16 protein-coding genes are annotated in these 17,925 nt (G+C 50.9%); 3 read left to right on the top strand and 13 right to left on the bottom strand.

What is annotated here, in order from left to right:
* Positions 1-654: 654 nt before the first annotated feature.
* Together DVH26_RS07060 and DVH26_RS07055 are read right to left on the bottom strand one after the other, a co-directional pair.
* Positions 655-1,896: a DUF1501 domain-containing protein gene (locus DVH26_RS07060; protein WP_239632632.1), complete on the bottom strand. Its 1,242-nt coding sequence runs from the start codon at positions 1,894-1,896 to the stop codon at positions 655-657.
* A gap of 19 nt (positions 1,897-1,915) precedes the next feature.
* Entirely contained in the window at positions 1,916-3,232 is a 1,317-nt protein-coding gene (locus tag DVH26_RS07055) for a DUF1800 domain-containing protein (RefSeq protein ID WP_239632629.1), read from the bottom strand.
* 354 nt (positions 3,233-3,586) lie between these two features.
* Between DVH26_RS07055 and DVH26_RS07050 the strand changes: the two genes are divergently transcribed.
* Positions 3,587-4,084 (top strand): GNAT family N-acetyltransferase, encoded by a 498-nt coding sequence (locus tag DVH26_RS07050; RefSeq protein WP_239632627.1) that lies wholly within the window; start codon positions 3,587-3,589, stop codon positions 4,082-4,084.
* Positions 4,077-4,856, top strand: coding sequence for a 2-phosphosulfolactate phosphatase (locus tag DVH26_RS07045; protein ID WP_239632625.1), 780 nt, complete (start codon positions 4,077-4,079; stop codon positions 4,854-4,856). Before DVH26_RS07050 ends, DVH26_RS07045 begins: the two co-directional genes overlap by 8 nt.
* A 71-nt stretch (positions 4,857-4,927) precedes the next feature.
* On the opposite strand, the gene glnA is transcribed toward DVH26_RS07045, so the two are convergent.
* From glnA to DVH26_RS07005, 8 genes are all read right to left on the bottom strand, one after another.
* Positions 4,928-6,352: a type I glutamate--ammonia ligase gene (gene glnA / locus DVH26_RS07040; RefSeq protein ID WP_239632623.1), complete on the bottom strand. Its 1,425-nt coding sequence runs from the start codon at positions 6,350-6,352 to the stop codon at positions 4,928-4,930.
* Positions 6,353-6,605: 253 nt separating this feature from the next.
* Complete coding sequence (gene aroF, locus DVH26_RS07035) at positions 6,606-7,649, bottom strand: 3-deoxy-7-phosphoheptulonate synthase (protein WP_239632621.1); 1,044 nt, start codon at positions 7,647-7,649, stop codon at positions 6,606-6,608.
* 146 nt (positions 7,650-7,795) lie between these two features.
* Positions 7,796-8,335, bottom strand: coding sequence for a DUF2062 domain-containing protein (locus tag DVH26_RS07030; protein ID WP_239632619.1), 540 nt, complete (start codon positions 8,333-8,335; stop codon positions 7,796-7,798).
* A gap of 22 nt (positions 8,336-8,357) precedes the next feature.
* Positions 8,358-9,311: a 4-hydroxy-3-methylbut-2-enyl diphosphate reductase gene (locus tag DVH26_RS07025; RefSeq protein WP_239632617.1), complete on the bottom strand. Its 954-nt coding sequence runs from the start codon at positions 9,309-9,311 to the stop codon at positions 8,358-8,360.
* 24 nt (positions 9,312-9,335) lie between these two features.
* Positions 9,336-10,859, bottom strand: a complete 1,524-nt coding sequence (locus DVH26_RS07020) for a sensor histidine kinase (RefSeq protein WP_239632615.1) — start codon at positions 10,857-10,859, stop codon at positions 9,336-9,338.
* Between the two features lies 1 nt (position 10,860).
* Complete coding sequence (locus DVH26_RS07015; RefSeq protein ID WP_239632612.1) at positions 10,861-11,553, bottom strand: response regulator transcription factor; 693 nt, start codon at positions 11,551-11,553, stop codon at positions 10,861-10,863.
* A 129-nt stretch (positions 11,554-11,682) separates the two neighbouring features.
* Positions 11,683-13,251, bottom strand: coding sequence for a S1C family serine protease (locus DVH26_RS07010; protein ID WP_239632609.1), 1,569 nt, complete (start codon positions 13,249-13,251; stop codon positions 11,683-11,685).
* 1,168 nt (positions 13,252-14,419) lie between these two features.
* Entirely contained in the window at positions 14,420-14,836 is a 417-nt protein-coding gene (locus DVH26_RS07005; RefSeq protein ID WP_239632607.1) for a YugN-like family protein, read from the bottom strand.
* A gap of 191 nt (positions 14,837-15,027) precedes the next feature.
* Here DVH26_RS07005 and DVH26_RS07000 point away from each other — a divergent pair, with 191 nt between their 5' ends.
* On the top strand, positions 15,028-16,320 hold the full coding sequence (locus DVH26_RS07000; protein ID WP_239632604.1) for an ammonium transporter: 1,293 nt from the start codon (positions 15,028-15,030) through the stop codon (positions 16,318-16,320).
* A gap of 106 nt (positions 16,321-16,426) precedes the next feature.
* Here the strand turns inward: DVH26_RS07000 and DVH26_RS06995 are convergent, their stop codons facing one another.
* From DVH26_RS06995 to DVH26_RS37065, 3 genes are all read right to left on the bottom strand, one after another.
* A complete protein-coding gene (locus DVH26_RS06995) occupies positions 16,427-16,900 on the bottom strand; it encodes a hypothetical protein (RefSeq protein ID WP_239632601.1) in 474 nt (157 codons plus the stop codon).
* 212 nt (positions 16,901-17,112) lie between these two features.
* The gene (locus tag DVH26_RS06990) at positions 17,113-17,466 is read right to left on the bottom strand and encodes a hypothetical protein (RefSeq protein ID WP_379454354.1); all 354 of its coding nucleotides are present in this window, start codon (positions 17,464-17,466) and stop codon (positions 17,113-17,115) included.
* Between the two features lie 272 nt (positions 17,467-17,738).
* A complete protein-coding gene (locus DVH26_RS37065) occupies positions 17,739-17,867 on the bottom strand; it encodes a hypothetical protein (RefSeq protein WP_275590457.1) in 129 nt (42 codons plus the stop codon).
* Positions 17,868-17,925: the final 58 nt, after the last annotated feature.

The raw sequence follows: 17,925 nt of genomic DNA, 5'->3' as shown, positions 1-17,925 counted from the left end.
TCGCGTGCTGTAAGACGGTTTTTCAGCGTTACAGTGCTGCTGGGGCACCTGAACGTGCTTCATGTCACGCTGTAACGCGGTTTTTCCGGCTTACAGCATGGCGCAGGCGCTTCTCGCGTGCTGTAAGACGGTTTTTCAGCGTTACAGCTGAGCTGGGGCGCCTGAACGTGCTTCATGCCGCGCTGTAACGCGGTTTTTCCGTCTTACAGCATGCCCTAGGCGTTTCTCGCGTGCTGTAAGACGGTTTTTCTGCGTTAAGCTGCAGGGGCGCCTGAACGTGCTTCATGCCGCTCTGTAACGCGGTTTTTCCGTCTTACAGCATGGCCGCAGGCGTTTCTCGCGTGCTGTAAGACGGTTTTTCAGCGTTACAGTGCTGCAGGGGCGCCTGAACGTGCTTCATGCCGCGCTGTAACGCGGTTTTTCCGTCTTACAGCATGGCGCAGGCGTTTCTCGCGTGCTGTAAGACGGTTTTTCAGTGTTACAGTGCTGCAGGGGCGCCTGAACGTGCTTCATGCCGCGCTGTAACGCGGTTTTTCCGTCTTACAGTATGGCGCAGGCGTTTCTCGCGTGCTGTAAGACGGTTTTTCAGCGTTACAGCTGAGCTCGGCCCGCTCGCGGCACCCCCAAGCGCCGCTTTTTCCAGTGCCTCCAGGCCTAAATAAACGCCAGCTTCTCGAAGCTGCCCCTAAGCACCGTACGGGCGTCGCCCTTCAGCCAGTTTTCGACCAGCGTATAATAAACCGACCGAAAGTCGACTTCATATTTCAAGTCGCCGTTGTCCAAATTCGTCAGGCTCGGCATGACGCCGTACATCCCGCCCATTACTTTCCCGCCCAGAACCAGGACTGGCGCAGCGGTTCCATGGTCTGTGCCGCCGTTGCCGTTCTCCTTCACTCTGCGTCCGAACTCCGAGAAGGCCATCGTCACTACACGATCCTGCAGCCCCTGGGCCTCCAGATCCTTGTAGAACGTGCCTACCGCTTCGTCCAGCTGCTTCAGCAGCTTGGCATGCTGCTCCTTTTCCTGCGCGTGGTCGTCGAAGCCTCCCAGCTCGACATAAAACACCCGCGTGCCCGATTGGCCGGATAACAGCTTCGAGACGAGCTGCAAATCCCGGGCGATATTGGACTTCGGGTACTCCACCTTATTTTGGTAGCCGCTGGTCAGATTATGAATCGCTTCAACGCTCTGGTAAGCGTCCGATCCACGCTCGCATGTTACTTTGATTTGCGTCCCCTGGCGATTCGGATCGTACATATCCATGAACGCTTTGGCCAAACGGTTTTGCTCCGTTTTCGGCGTCTTCGGATCGAACATATTGTACGTTTCCACCGTTTGGATGACCGGAACGTTCACCTTCTCCGAAGCGAACGATTTGTTCGCATTATTGCCGATTTGTAATGCTTTGAGCGGATTGGCCGATTGGGACAACGACGACTCCACATACCGGGCCAGCCAGCCCGAACGGATGAATTGCTCCGGCTCCGCCGTCTGCCATATTTCCATCGAGCGAAAATGCGAATGATCCGGCTTCGGATAGCCGACACCCTGGATAATGGCAAGCTTGCCGTTCTTGTACAGCTCGTTCAGCATGGCCAGACTCGGATGCAAGCCTACTTCATTATTAATCGCCAGAACCTCGTTCTGCGTAATTTTAAGCGTTGGGCGAGCATCGAAGTAGCCCCCCATACCGTAAGGGATCAGCGTGTTAATCCCGTCATTGCCTCCCGACAGCTGGATGACGACAAGCACGGGAGAATCGACGTCTTGCTCGGGGCTGGCGGCTGCACTCTTCAGCAGCGAACCGTTCTCGGCAAAAATCATCGGCCCGCCAAGACCAAGCGTTGCAAGCAGCGCCGTGCCTTTTAACAAAAAATCTCTCCTGGTCAGCTTCATGGCTCCGTTCGCTCCCTTCTTATTTCATCTGTGCTTCCGGACTGATCATAATCAGATGAAGCAAGCCCTTCATCCCCGTCATTTTTTGCTTGGAGTGGACAAACGTCTCCTCCGCATACTGGGCCAGAACTTGCCGTGTCCGATCGCTTAAGGACCAAACGCCTACATTTTGCGCGAATGGACCGACTCCGTTGTCAGCGGACTCTCCTTCTTCCATTATGTAATCCTTGCCGCTGAATTGTGCAATGTTCACCCGCTTGGCTACCGATTCGGCGAATTGGTACCGCGCGAGCAGACACGTCGTCATGAGCCACGTCGTACCGCCTCTCCATCCCGCTACATCGGGAGGAAGGTACAGCTCCTGCCCCATTTTCCGCGTTGCTTGTGCGAAGCCCTTGGACATCGGAATTCGCAAAGCCTTCAGCATGCCGACTACATATTCCACCGGCGACTTGATCAAGCTCCCCTGTACCGCAGGATCATAAAACGTATCCGACAAAAACAGCTTCGACAGCACTTCCCCCACATTCGCGGAATGTATGAAATCGTCAGCCACTTCAGTGATCCATTCGGGCGACGGCTCGTTGACCGCAAAAAACTTCAGCAGCTTCGCAGCCATAAACCTTGGCAATGCTTCCTGCTCGTAAAATACATCGATTACGCTAGTTTCATTGAAATTGCCTGTATGTCCGAGAATCGTCTTTTTGCCGTTATCGTGATTTTTCGGATTAAATTTCAATTCCTCCGTCTGCTTGCTGTACGTCCAGCCCGTAAAAGCTCTCGCCGCTTCCTTAATATCCTGCTCGGTATAATTGCCGAGTCCCAAGGAGAATAGCTCCATGACCTCACGGGCGTAGTTTTCATTGGGCTTGCCCTTCTTATTGTTGTTGGAATCCAGATACAGCATCATTGCAGGGTCTTTGCCGACCGCAACGAGCAAATCGCGGAAGCTTCCCAGAGCATGGCTGCGGAAAAGCTCATTTTGACGGATCATGAGCGGGATTTCCTTCACCTTCTGATAGGACGTGGCAAAATGCCCATGCCAGAACAACGTCATTTTTTCTATTAAAGGAGCTTCCGTCATAACCATCCGCTGCAGCCAATACGATTGCTGATCCGTGATGGAATCCGGCTTCAGCTCCTTGCCGTCCGCCTTAACCTGCTCTATCGGAGGATGCTCGTAGGCAGCTCCCGTCAAAGATTGTCCGGCTATCAGCCTGCGGACCGTTTCTTCCTTACCCAGCTCCATGCAAGCGCTCACATCTTGTTTTCCGGCAAAAAACGCAGCACGGCTTAACAGATGCACGGCTGCTTGTTCCGTCCATTCCGCTCCCATTCGTTCCTCTCCCATCATCGATAGGTTATAGCTTCATTATAATAGGGATTTATTACAAAAAGGTGACGGAGACGGCTTTCTTTGAAATAAAAAAAAGACCGCGTGAGGCGGAACCTAAGCATGTAAACCGGCTAGCTTGAACCTTGCAGCCTAATCTTCTAAGGCCTCGTTCAAAAAGCGGTCCACTGCTTATCCGCAGCAGCGATCTTGATCATTTAGATAAGTCTAGGGAGTCCTGAATTTCGAACGCACCCCATTCAACATCATATCAAACCGATCCATATAAGTCTATATTTTTCCGGAAAAACATGTAACAATTTCCATGAAAGACATTCAATCAAAGGAGGCTCGAAAATGAAAGTACATATAGTGGGTCTTGACCGCCACAATCTGCACGATGCAAGCCGGCTGTTGCTTCTTTACAGACAAATGGACCCTATGGATGACTCCGCTCAATCCCAATCCATAGAAGCGCTGGAGCGGCTCCTGTCGTTTCCCAATGCAAGCTGCCTGCTTGCCAGGACCGATGACGGATATGTCGGCTTTTTATCTTACAGCTGGGGCTTCTCCACTTCCAAGGGCTTACCCATATTCCACATCCAAGCCTTGTTCACAGCTCCCGAGCACCGCCGTCAAGGCGTCGCACAAGCTTTGCTGAAGCGAGCCGCTGCCATTGCCGAAGCACATGGAGCGCATCGTATGCAGCTGGAAACCGACCTGGACAATGATGCAGCGCGGTCGCTATACTCCAAATTCGGGTTCGAATGGATTTCCCCGAAAATCGTGTATATGTATCCGATGCAGCAATGGCATCGCCTGGCCGCGCCGGCAGAAGGAAAAACCTATGACTGATTTCACTCAAGCTCCCTACGATTGCCGCGTCGAATGGGGGCTGCGGGGAGCAATAGAAGCCGCCAAGCGCAAAGATATTACGATCATTGTCGATGTTCTCAGCTTCTCAACAACGGTTGTAACGGCTCTGGAACATGGAGCTGTTGTATATCCGTCCCCGCCGCCGTTGGCCAAGGCCAAAGCTTACGCAGAGGCGATCGGCGCTGAGCTGGCGCTAAGCCGGGCCGAAGCGGCAGCCCTAGGCGGCTATTCCCTATCGCCGCTGTCGTTCAAGCTTGCAGACCGGGGACGACGGATCGTCGTCTGCTCCTCGAACGGGGCTGCCTGCACATCGGCAGCGTCCGACGCCTCCGCCCTGCTGATCGGCTGTCTCCGGAATGCCGCAGCCGCCGCTCAGGCAGCGGATCAGCTCCGGAGAGCTTCGCCTCCTGGAGCTAGCGTTACCGTTGTCCCATGCGGGGAGCAATGGGACGACGACAGCGGTGCCGGGCAGCGGCTCAGGCCCGCCATCGAGGATTATCTCGGCGCCGGAGCGATCCTTGCCCGGCTGTCCGGCAGCCGCTCTCCCGAAGCCGAGCTGTGCGCCGCAGCCTTCGAGCGTACGGTCGGCAGGCTTCGCGAGCTCATCTGGGATTGCGGCAGCGGCCGCGAGCTGCGGACACGCGGATATAAGCAGGACGTCCTGCATTCGACCCGGCTCGACGTATCCTCTGCCGTCCCGATGCTTGTCGACGGCACGTTTTTTGCCGACATCGGCGCCAAATCGTCCTAATACGGCAAAAAAACCCGGAAACCGGGTTTTTTCGCAAATGGATATATAGATGAGTCCGAACAGAACCGATCTTACAGGTCAAAGTACAAGGAATACTCGTGCGGATGAATGCGGATGGAAACTGCTTTTGCTTCGCCGCGTTTCAAGCCGATGTAGTTGTCTATGAAGTCTTTAGTAAATACTCCGCCCTCAGTCAAGAACTCGTAGTCAGCTTCCAAAGCGTTAAGAGCTTCATCCAAAGTACCAGGTACGCTGCGGATTTCGCCTTTTTCTGCATCCGACAGGTCGTAAATGTTTTTGTCCAATGGACCGTAGCCCAATGCACGAGGATCGATTTTCTTCTTGATGCCGTCCAAACCTGCCATCAGCATTGCTGCGAAAGCAAGGTATGGGTTAGCTGTGGAGTCCGGAGTACGGAACTCAATGCGGCAGCCTTTAGGCGTAACTGCTGCAACAGGAATACGAACGGCCGCGGAACGGTTACCTTTGGAGAACACCAGGTTAACCGGAGCTTCGTAACCAGGAACCAGACGTTTGAAGGAGTTCGTGGACGGATTCGTCAACGCGATCAAAGCCGGTGCATGGTACAAGATACCGCCGATGTAGTTCAGAGCCAGCTCGCTCAGGTTAGCATAGCCGCCTTTTTCGAAGAACAAAGGCTTGTCGCCGTCAAAAATGGATTGGTGAACGTGCATACCGCTACCGTTATCGCCGAACAATGGCTTTGGCATGAAGGTTGCCACTTTACCGTATTGTCTAGCTGTGTTTTGCACGATGTATTTATATTTCATCAAGTTATCAGCTGTTTTAGTCAATGTGTCGAAACGGAAGTTGATTTCACCTTGACCGGCTGTAGCAACTTCATGGTGATGGCGCTCGATGCGAAGACCGGCTTCCATCAGCAAACGACACATTTCGCTGCGGATATCTTGTTGTGTATCTGTAGGACCTACCGGTACATAGCCGCCTTTGTGGCCGACTTTGAAACCAAGGTTGCCGCCTTCTTCTTTACGGTTGGAGTTCCAGTGAGCTTCTTCGGAATCTACAAAATAAGAAGCTTTGTTTTGTCCGCTCTCGAAACGAACTTCGTCGAAAATGAAGAACTCGGATTCAGGAGCAAAGAATGCCGTTGTACCTACGCCAGCGGATTGCAGATACTCTTCCGCTTTTTGAGCGATGCTGCGCGGGTCGCGATCATAACGCTCGCCTTCCGGAGTATGGATGTTACACATAACGATCAATGTAGGATGCGCTGTGAAAGGATCCACATATACGGACTCGGTATCAGGAAGCATAACCATGTCAGACTCTTCGATGCCTTTAAAGCCTGGGATGGAAGACCCGTCAAAAGCTACCCCGTTCTCAAATGTAGCTTCGTCAACTTCATTTGCTGGCAAAGAAATATGATGGGCTCTACCGGAAAGATCTACAAAACGAAAATCCACCCACTCGATGCCTTTTTCATTGATGATGTTTAACACGTTTTGAACTGACATTGAATCGTCAACCTCCTAATTTCCGAACATTCTTCGTGGTTTGTTCGTACATTGTTCAAGTTTTTTAATGATTATGGTGTTATTATAAAACTAATCATTAATAATCGTCAATACTTATGTAAGGTATTTTTTACGAATGTGTAAGGTATTCTTACACATCCTTGGTTTTCCGTTCATAATTTCGACAAAAATAGACTTGATCCCCGCTGTATCGAGAGATCAAGTCTGGTTTTTTCCTTATTTCTTTGTAAGGTTAGATGGTAATAGTCTCTTTTTTCGTATCAAAACGTTTGCCGCACAACGGCGCCAGCTTCTCCAAATCTACCATCAGCTTCGCGAATTGGTCCGGGAACAACGATTGAACGCCGTCTCCTGTCATCGAATTATCCGGATCGGTATGCATTTCTACGATCAAACCGTTAGCGCCGGCCGCTACGGACGCTTTACTCATAGGCTCTACCAGCTCTCTGCGGCCCGTACCGTGGCTTGGATCGGAAATAACCGGCAAATGGCTTAACGATTGCAGCACAGGGATGGCGGCCAGATCGAGCGTATTTCTCGTGTAAGGTTCGAATGTTCGGATTCCGCGCTCACACAACATCACGTTAGGATTGCCGCCCGCCAAGATGTACTCGGCTGCGTTCAGGAATTCATCATAGGTTGCACTGAAACCCCGCTTAAGCAAAACCGGCGTTTGGATCGTTCCGAGCTTGCGCAGCAAATCGAAGTTTTGCATGTTTCGGGTTCCGACTTGTAGGATATCCGCGTACTGCGCGCATACATCTACGTATTCCGGCGTCATGACTTCGGTAATGGTCAGAAGCCCGTGCTTCTTCCCGGCCTCGGCCATCATGACCAATCCTTCCACACCTACGCCCTGGAAGCTGTAAGGACCGGTTCTCGGCTTGAACGCTCCGCCGCGAAGCACTTGAGCTCCCGCTGCCTTGACCAGACGGGCAATCTCGTCGATCTGCTCCGGCGATTCCACGGCGCATGGTCCTCCCATAATGACGAGCTGATCTCCTCCGATCTCTACGTCCTTAATCTTGATAACCGTATCCGCCGGATGGAAGTCGCGGCTTGCCAGCTTGTAGGACTTCGAAATCTTCACCACTTGCTCGACCCCGGACATCTGGCGCAGCTGCTCAGCCAGCTTCGGATCCGCCTGACCGATGATTCCGATGACGGTGCGGTCCACCCCTTTGGACAAATGAGCCTGCACACCTTGCTTCTCGATAAGATGGACGATTTCTTGGATTCGTTCTTCGGATACTTTATTAGAGACGATGGCGATCATAATAGTCACTCCCTATAATAGTTAGATGTATATAATGAACTTCCCGATAAACTCGTACATGCTTAAACGCTTCGACGCTTATACGCTTTTAAGTGCTAAAGTAACTATACAACGAGAAAAGCTCCTCGTCAAGTAGAAATCTCTTTCTACTGGGTTGACTCAGAGCTTATCAGTAATTGTGCTTTTCTTAGCTTCCGCTTTTCTTTGCGTTTCGCTTCATAAAATTCCAGTGCCCAGCGGATCGGGAAGTAAACGATCAATCCGAGAATAATGCCGTCAACCATGCCGCCGAGTAAGAGCTTCAAATTCGAACGGATGAACGTATCCATCCAATCAGGCAAGTAATCCGTCAAAAATTTGCGGAGCTCCCTTGGCATGAGAAGTCCTCCGACCTTCATATGAAAATACGTCATCGGGATGTAAATGACTTTGCCGAATACAAATCCTATCAAAGCGGCAGCCATGCTGCCACGCAGCAAGTAGACAAACGGAAATATGAGAAAAAACGCCAAGCCGACAGTAGGCAGTGTGAACATTTCGATGGCAAGACCGATGGAAAAACCCATCGCTACCATGCCCGGTCCGCCTTTGGCACGCGTCAGCAGCACGTATTTATATTTCAGCCAACGAAGTATATTGCGGACGTGGAACGGCTTCTTGCTTACGGGCATACTCTTAAGCTGCATAATTCCTTCATCCTATCGTGGTTTATTCGTTTCCTGCCTTCTGCTTTACCGACGGTATTAGTTTATCCAAATTAACGGTTCGTTTGATTTCCCAAGTTGTGGCATCCTTCGGATCATACTGCTCCAAATATTGGATGACCTCTTTTGTAATCGGCGTTGGAGTCGAAGCGCCCGAGGTTACGGCAACGCGCCGGACCGGCTCCAGCCATTCCCGCTTCAGCTCCGTAATATCGGCAATGCGATACGCTTTAACGCCCGCGATCTCTTCGGAAACTTGCGCAAGACGGTTCGAATTGTTGCTCCGCGGATCTCCCACGACAAGTACAAGATCGGCGTCCTTCGCTTGCTCCGCTACCGCCTCCTGGCGAACCTGAGTGGCAAGACAAATTTCATTATGAATTTCCGCTCCCGGGAATTTCGCCAACAGCTTATTCATTATATGCTTGATATCCCACTGACTCATGGTCGTCTGGTTAGTAATAATGATTTTGGACGAATCCAACTCCAACTGCTCGATTTCTTCCAGCTTCTCGATCAGATGAACCCGATCCGGGGCTACGCCTACGGCGCCTTCCGGCTCCGGATGGCCTTTTTTGCCGATGTAGATGACATGATAACCATCCGCCGTCTTTTCCTTAATCAAAACATGCGTCTTGGTTACATCCGGACAAGTGGCGTCGACAACCGTAAGCCCTTTCTCTCTCGCCAATCTCCGTACTTCCGGCGAAACGCCGTGGGCTGTGAAAATGACGGTCCCCGACTCCACCTGCTGCAAAATTTCAAGACGGTTCGGACCGTCTAACGTAATAACGCCTTCTTTATCGAAATAATCCGTCACATGAGCATTATGAACGATCATACCTAATATATATACAGGCCGCGGCAGATCCAGATTCTTCGCCGTCTGCGTGGCCAGCGCCATCGCATCTACAACCCCGTAGCAGTAGCCCCGCGGGGAAATTTTAATAATGTCCATCCTTGCACCTGCCCTTCCCTTCTATTATACCTGATTCCCTTCTTGTATGGAATGCCTGTTCACGATTGATGTCGAATCGGGTAATAGAGGGAGCCAAATAATGAAGATGCTTCCTTCCTCTTTGCGGGTCTTGACCTCGATGGAGCCGTAATGCTCGTCGATAATCCATTTGGCGATGGACAAGCCTAGGCCGGTTCCCGACGTTTTCCCCCTGGAAGGGTCTGCTCTATAAAACCGCTCAAAAATAAGCGGGATCTCTTCCTTATCCATACCAATACCGGTATCCTCGATCCGAATGCCGATCTGGTCGTTCATGCGCAGCGCGTCCAGCTTGACGTAACCTTTTTCCGTATACTTAAAAGCATTCTCCACGAAAATAAAAATCAGCTGCTGCAAATAATCTCTGCTGCCTTTCACATACGCGCCTTCCAATGCCGACAAATCGCCTGCCACCCATTCCACCGAACGAGGGAGCAGCTGCGCTCTGCGGATGACCTGTTCTACAATAGGCTTCAGCTCAATTTCACTTTTCTCGATCTGGAAGCCTGCATCGGCTCTGGCCAAAGCCAGCAGATCATTAACCAGCCGCGACATGCGCTCCGCCTCACCTGCAATATCATGCATAGCCTCCAACGATATCTCCAGCTGACCGTTATTTTTACCGTCTCCGATAGCCGCCGTCTGCTTCCACATTTTTTCCAGCAGATCGACATTGCCCCGTATCGTGGTGAGCGGCGTGCGAAGCTCGTGCGATGCATCGGACACGAATCTCCGCTGTCTTCGGTACGCCTCCTCCAACTCCGAGTAGGTCGTTTGCAGCCGTCCCAGCATGCCATTAATGGTGTTGGTTAACCTGCCGATTTCATCTTCCGGACCATCGTAATTGATGCGATTTCCCAGGTCAGCACCCTTCTCAATCTGATCGGCTGCAATGATAACCTGTTCGATTGGCTGGAGCGCTTTTCGCGCTAAGAACCAACCAACAGAAGCCGCCAGCATGATGGTCACAAGAGAAGCCGCCATTAAAACAATTCGCAACAGCGAGAACATTTTCTCGGACGACTCAATATAAACCGCCGCTTGAAAAGAGCCCCCCATATAACTTTGGTTTCCTTTTTGCACCATAATCGGCCTGCTGTATACTAGAAAATCGAGATTTTCAATCTTGGTTTTGCGAATCAAGTAAGAGTCCTCAACCATTTGCTGCTTTTGTTTTTCAGAAAGCGGCGGAATCGTTAAATTGAGTTCCTTCAAATTCGTCGATTTGTCCTGGTTTCCATTCTCAAAATTATCCACCTGAAAAAACGTATTCGAGCCGCGGAGCAAATCTCTCCCCTGAAGCACAAAATCCCAGCTTATTCCGCCTGAAGTGATGCGGACAACCGATTGAATTCTCGAGTATACACTGTCGGCCTGCTTCTGCAGCTCCTCTTTGTAATAATCATAATTATTATAGTAGAGAAGCCCGTACAGACCGAAGCCGAACAGAAGCACCGTGACCGACAATATGCCCGTATACCATAAAGTAAGTCGAAGACGTATGGACAAGTCAGCCCTCTCCTCTCAGTACGTACCCGGCGCCACGAACGGTTTGGATCATCCGTTTGTGCCCATGCTCCTCCGTTTTTTGTCGCAGCAGCGCGATGTAAACCTCCAGCACGTTTGACTCGCCGCTGTAGTCGTAACCCCATATTTTTTCCATGATCAAATCGCGGGATAGAACCCGCTTCGGATTTTGCATAAACAGGTGCAGCAGCTCGAACTCCTTGGTCGTCAATTCGATTAGCTGGCCTCCGCGGAATACTTCGCGCGTATCGAGATCCATGAATACATCTTGGTATTGAAGCCGGTTCGTTTCCTGCTCCGCCTTCTCGGCGCTCTTTCTCCGCAAAAGGACGCGTACTCTCGCCAGAAGCTCCTCCAATGCGAAGGGCTTGACCAAATAATCGTCAGCCCCGATGTCGAGACCCTTCACCCGATCCGCCACCTCGTCCTTAGCAGTCAGCATCAGCACAGGAACGCTCGCTCCGCCCTCGCGAATACGGCGTACGACTTCCCAGCCGTCCAGCTGCGGCATCATGACATCCAGAATGACCGCGTCCGGGTCGTGCTCCAATATTTGCTTCAATCCATCCATGCCGTGGTTCGCCGTAAAGACCGTATAGCCTTCAAAAGCAAGCGAGCGCCGCAGCATCGATGTAATTTTTTCGTCGTCGTCTATCACCAGTATTTTCTCTCTCATTCGCAACACCACCTTATCCGTATTGTATCAAATTCGTGCCTCCGGATACAAAAAGAAGCAGAGCTTCACGAAACGATTCGCTCTACTTCTTGTTTGTACCTTGCTCTAACCTTTTTCTATTTACTATAGTTATTCGGTCGTCTCTGCGTTTTTATCACCGATGGTAACTGTGATCGACTCTTTTTTGCCGTCGCGCATAACACCCAAAGTCGCTTTTTCGTTCACCTTCAACGCCTGGATCTTAGACTGTACTTCGGCTGTCGTTTTGGCCTTGACCCCATTTACTTCCACAATGACGTCATAGGGTCTGATGCCGGCTTTGAATGCAGGGCTCTTGCGAACGACATCGGAGACGATCGCGCCTTCCGTGTTTTCCAGCTTCAGCTCGCTCACCCACTCCTTGTCGATAGGAGCAAGCGTCACGCCAATGAATGGAGCCGGTTCTTTCGGAATTTTCACGTTATTTTTCAAATTATCCAAGACGCTCGAAATCGTGCTGGTCGGAATCGCAAAACCGATCCCTTGCGCCTGTGCGCTAACCGCGGTATTGATTCCGATAACTTCCCCGTTCAGGTTAAGAAGCGGTCCGCCGGAATTCCCCGGGTTAATGGAAGCGTCGGTTTGCAGCAAATGCTTGTAGTTACGGGTTCCTTGGCTGTCCGGAATCGAGATCGGACGTTCTTTGGCGCTCAGCACCCCGACAGTTACTGTATGGTCGAAGCCGTAAGGGTTACCGATAGCCACTACCCAGTCACCGACGTTCGTATCTTCCGCTTTGCCGAGCGGCAGCCATGGGAATTCTTTGCCGTCCTTCGGCTCAATCTTCAGAGCGGCCAAGTCGAGGTCATAGCTGTTGCCCAGCAACGTAGCTTTGAACGGCTCCTCGAAGCCCTGCACCGTAACCCAGATTTCGTCCGCACCGTCGATTACGTGCTCGTTCGTCAAGATGTAGCCGGATTTTTCAAAAATAAACCCGGTTCCCATACCTCCCGGCACCAGCTGGTCCGTGTTGCTCTTCGGTTTTTGCTGATTAGGCATTTCATCGCCGAAAAATTGACGGAAGAACGGATCGTCGAACAAGGAGTTGCCGCGGCTCGTCGCCTTGGATTTGACCTTGGTCTCGATCTTGACTACGGCCGGTCCGGATTGCTCTGCAATTTGTGCGATGTTATCCGGTCTGCCCATGCTTAGAGCGGTCGGCTTGACGGCTCCGCTGCCTGTCGAGCCGGAGGATGAAGCCGAAGACGATCCCGCTCCGCTGTTCATAACACCTTTTGTTCCAGTGAACAGATTCATTCGGTCCGAGGCGAACATCAAGCTTCCGACTACAACAGCTCCGGCCAAAAAGGCGATAAATGTGCTTTTAAGGGAAGAACCCCGTTTTTTCGGCTGCTCGAACTGCCAGTTTCTCATCGGATCCTGTGCGCCGTTGTCCGATCCGTTGTAAGAGAACGTACGAACCGGCTTCGGAGGGGTCATTTCAACAGCTACATCCTCTTGGGTATTTCCCGCATTATGTGCGGCTGCCGATTCCTCATTATTCATAGCTGAGTTATAAGGTCCGTAAGAGTAATAGTAAGAAGGCCGCTCCTGCTTCGATTCGCCGGGCTCCGCTTTGGTCTCCCGGGACGTTGTATCATTGGAATCGCCATCCTGACGGCGATAGAAATCATCATTCTCTTTTTTGTTGTCTTCCATATAAGAACCCTCCCATTCACAAGGCTTCAACGAATTATTGTTACTTGCTATCCTTGACTATATATTGCCTAAGTAACCTTAAAGAAACCTTAAAATTAAATAAATTGAGACTAAAATCAATCCCCCCATAAGAATCAATCCCCCCATCCCCCCCCTTGCTCTCAAGGGGGGCCCCCGGGCGCTACGCCCCTGGACCCCGTAAGTTGGAGTTGGAGTTACGCTGGGTTACTTCGATGTGGGGGCTAGTGGTGGGATCGCGTCCGTACCCTTTCGCTTTGCCTCGCAAAGAGAAAGGGTACACGTTTCCATGAGTGCGGGAACGGGCTAGTACTCATAGGTACGCGGCACGATAGAGAAGCATATTCTTGCGAGAGAGAAGCGCATTTAATAAGAAAGACTTTGGTCGGGAAGACCAAAGCCTTTCTTATTAAATAGACTTTCGAACGAGGGTTTTGTGTTTTCATGTTTTAATGTTTGCACTAACGTCAAGCGTGTCCAGAGCTCACTTTGCGCAGCAAAGCAGCATCTGGACGAACGCGCTCCCAACCGTGCCGCTTCACTCCCAGCCCCAGCCCGTTCCCGCACTACTGGCAAGCGTGTCCGGACGGCCTTTGCTTTAGCAAAGCGGTCCGGACCGACGCGTTCCTCCCACCCAACGTCACTTCGAAGTCGCCAACGCCTTCTCCCTCCACCAACCTTTGCGGGGTCCAGGGGCGCCAGCGCCCGGGGCCCCCCTTAAGAGTAAGGGGGGGTGGGGGGATTGATCAGCCGACGAGAGAGAAGCGCATTTAATAAGAAAGACTTTGGTTGGGAAGACCAAAGCCTTTCTTATTAAACAGACCTTCGAACGAGGGTTTTGTGTTTTCATGTTTTAATTTTTGCTCCAACGTCAAGCGTGTCCAGAGCAAACTTTGCGCAGCAAAGCAGCCTCTGGACGAACGCGATCCCAACCGTGCCGCTTCACTTCCAGCCCCAGCCCGTTCCCGCACTACTGGCAAGCGTGTCCGGACAGCCTTTGCTTTAGCAAAGCGGTCCGGACCGACGCGTTCCTCCCACCTATGTACCTTCGAAGTCGCCAACGTCCTCTCCCTCCACCAACTTTTTGCGGGGTCCAGGGGCGCCAGCGCCCGGGCCCCCCTTAAGAGTAAGGGGGGGGTGGGGGGATTGATTAACTGGGGATTGACCCCTCCTCTACTTGTCGCAAGACCTTTTTCGCCTTATCCACCCAAGGATCACCAACAGGAGCATCTTTATCGACGGGCTCCTGGAATTGGTCGACCAGAGCTCCAACCGTATTGATACGTGCTTCCCGGTCAAGCCCTTCATTATATAAGTGCTTCAATACAAACGGCGTTCCGAATCGGATAATCGCGTCGGTTGCGTCCGTATCCCCATCCAATACGCCGTGGGTCACATTAAACGGAAGGCGGAGCCATACTTTGTTATCGTCGTCCAACGCCCGGTCAAAATAACCATGATCATACTCCCAATTGCCGCCAAGCGAAAATTGATAAGGCTGTAAATAATTGCGCATCTGATCAAACGCTTCTTCACGGTTTACCAGGCTCGAATCCAAAGGAATCATCCGTCAGGCCTCCTGAGATGTTTTAGTAATAGAATGAGCCCCTATTGCAAAAATTATCCCAAATCCCAAAAACGAATAATGCTCAAATAATGTTACTATATCTTACGTAATTCGTTGACATAACTATCATTGCAACCGTATAATGAGTGGCGTGAATGGATCATATCGTATGGGGTAAGGGAGTTGAAACGATGGATTTAACCGCTTTGTCTAGTGGCCTGGATACGATTTGGGTAGTGCTGACGGCCGCGATGATATTGTTGATGGAAGGCGGCTTTGCCTTGCTGGAAGCGGGTTTTGTAAGGCAAAAAAATGCCGTCAGTATCATTATGAAAGTATTTGTCGATATTACCTTCGGAGCACTTGTCTTTTATTTTATCGGCTTTGGACTCATGTACGGCAAAGACGTTTCCGGTTTGATCGGCACAAGCGGCTTTATGATGGGAGGAGACCTAACACACATTAGTCTGTCCATCTCCAATGATACGTACTGGCTATTCCAATGCGCATTCGTCATCGCCGTCATTTCGATCGTCTCCGGAGCGGTAGCCGAGCGAATTAATTTCCATGCTTATATTTTATATACGATTGCTATGACAGGGCTTATTTACCCTATTGCCGGCCATTGGGTCTGGAGTGTCGGAGGATGGCTCGGGAGCATGGGAATGATCGATTTCGCGGGATCCGCCGTCATTCACGCGATGGGAGGCTTCTCGGCTCTGGCCGCAGCGCTGTTCATCGGTCCCCGAATCGGGAAATTTGCGGATAATGGGACCCCGAACATCGTTCCGCCCTCGAATCTTCCGCTTGCTTCCGTCGGAGCGTTTATTTTGTGGTTCGGCTGGTTCGGCTTCAACTCGGGAAGTACCCTTAGCGCTACAAACAGCTCGATCGGTCATATCGCCGTCACGACTATGCTGGCTGCAGCCGCCGGCGGGGCGTCATGTATCCTGTTCACTATGCTGCGCTACCGCAAAGCGGACCCTCCGATGGTTATCAACGGCTCGCTGGCAGGACTGGTCGGAATTACGGCCGGTTGTGCCTTCGTAAGCGATGCGGCAGCCATATTGATCGGAGCGATTTGCGGTATTGCCATGGTTTTTGCAACCGAGTTTCTTGAGTCCAAACGAATCGACGATCCGGTCGGAGCTTTCGCCGTTCATGGCGTCAGCGGCAGCATCGGCACCCTGGCCGTAGGCTTGTTCGCGCAGCCTGAGCTGGCAGAAGGAGTAGGCCAAGGCTACAGCGGCTTGCTGTACGGCGGAGGCTGGAATCTGCTAAGCGTTCAGCTGCTCGGCTTGATAACCGTCTCAATATGGGGCTTTTTCATCACATGGTTAAGCTTGAAGCTTATTAATCGCTTAGTACCCGTACGGGTAAGCCGGGACGAAGAGCTTGTCGGACTGGACGTAGGTATTCATGGCGTCCCTGCCTACAGCCAGGAGCACGATTTCATTGAACTGAAAAAGCTGAAAGGCCGCTAAATACCCGCGTTCCCAACCTTAATCACTCAAAAAACAAGCAAAAAAAGGGCCATTCTCCTCAACAGACACTCTGTTGAGGAGAATGGCCCTTTTAAGTTTTTCGGCATTAGCCTGATTTGGAAGTTACTTTACCGTTGATAAAAGTCACTTTAACCGAGCTGCCATCCTCGAATTTATATTCATAAGTTTGTGCAGGCGTGCTGCCGTCATCGTTTTTGGACTCGTTAATAAGTTTGCCCATTTTGCCCATTGTTTTTTCCACTTCGGCAAAGGACATGCCCATTTGAACATTTTTGAACTGATCCTTGTTCACAACCGGCTGATCTTTAGATCCTTGCGGTGCCACCACAGGAGTTGGCGTCGGTTTTGGAGTTTCCGTTGGCGTTGCACCTCCACCGTTCCCCGTTCCTGGTGCAGGTGTAGGCGTAGCGGATGGCGTCGGCGACGGTGTTTGTGTTTGCGACGGGGTGGATGTATTCCCTGGATTGGCTGTTCCAGCCTGATCGGCAGATTTGGAACAAGCAGTTGCAGTTGCTACTAAGCTAAGACAAAATATTGCGATGAGTACTTGGCGCTTCATCGAATCCCTCCTATTTCAATTATCCTTTAGAGATTGAGCCTGCAGCCGCCGGACTGACATTATTATAGCGAGTTTTTTGTCGTAAAGCAAAAGATTGTCGCTTCCAGTCGAACGGATACTAGAAGACAACAAAAAAAGCCCCGCCAGCAGCGGCTTTATCAAGAGCCGTTGCCTACCGAAGCCAACTGAACGAATCCGCCGCATGCTTACAGCTACATGCCGATTTCCTTTTCCAGATCGTCGCTGATCGATACAAAATCCGATGGTTTGCTGCTGCTCATGATCGTCCGCGCATTCTCCAATTCGAGCCGAAGCTGCCTGATCTGTTCCATCGGCTTCTTCACGTAGTGGATATATTCGACGGCCAAATGATGATCCGGCTTTCTTCCGGCAAACATCCTGCGAAAAGCTGACATCGACTGATAGCTGCGTTCTTCCATGAGCCGTTTTTTCTCATAACGCTCGATGCCTTGCTCCATTTCGGCGATCTGCTCTTCCTTGCGGGCGATATACGCCTCTAGAAAAGGGTATATTTCAGCTGCTTTTCGTTGATTCACCGGTTTCATACTCTCCGTCCACGAAGCATTTAACATGGGACATCACCTATCTTTTAATGTTAACATTTATAACAATATTTATATTTTACACTAAAAGCAGCAAGTTGAAAACCATAAATTTCAGCAAGCAAATGATAATTAGGGTATCTTTAGGGCTGATACCGCTTTCTATGTAACCTTTCCAAACATTTATATACGGGTAACCCGTCTTCTTCATTCGCAGCATAACAAAAAGCCGGCGCATCATGATACGCCAGCTTACAACCGTTCAACGGTTTGAATTAGTATTTGGAACTGTTGTTGGCACCTTCATTTGCATTGTTTTGCCCAGCTTGCTTCACGTTTTTAGCAACAACCTCTTGGGAAAATTCCGTATCGTTTTGCTGCTTTTGTTTTTTGTTCTTAGCCATGATGTATTCACCTCCCCTTCCAAGCTTATTATGGGTGGGGTGAACAGCAATTATGTTG

This window comes from Paenibacillus sp. H1-7, from assembly GCF_022354825.1.
Taxonomy (GTDB): Bacteria; Bacillota; Bacilli; order Paenibacillales; family NBRC-103111; genus Paenibacillus_S.
Note: the sequence above shows the minus strand (reverse complement) of the source record. Positions and strands in the feature narration are given on the sequence as shown.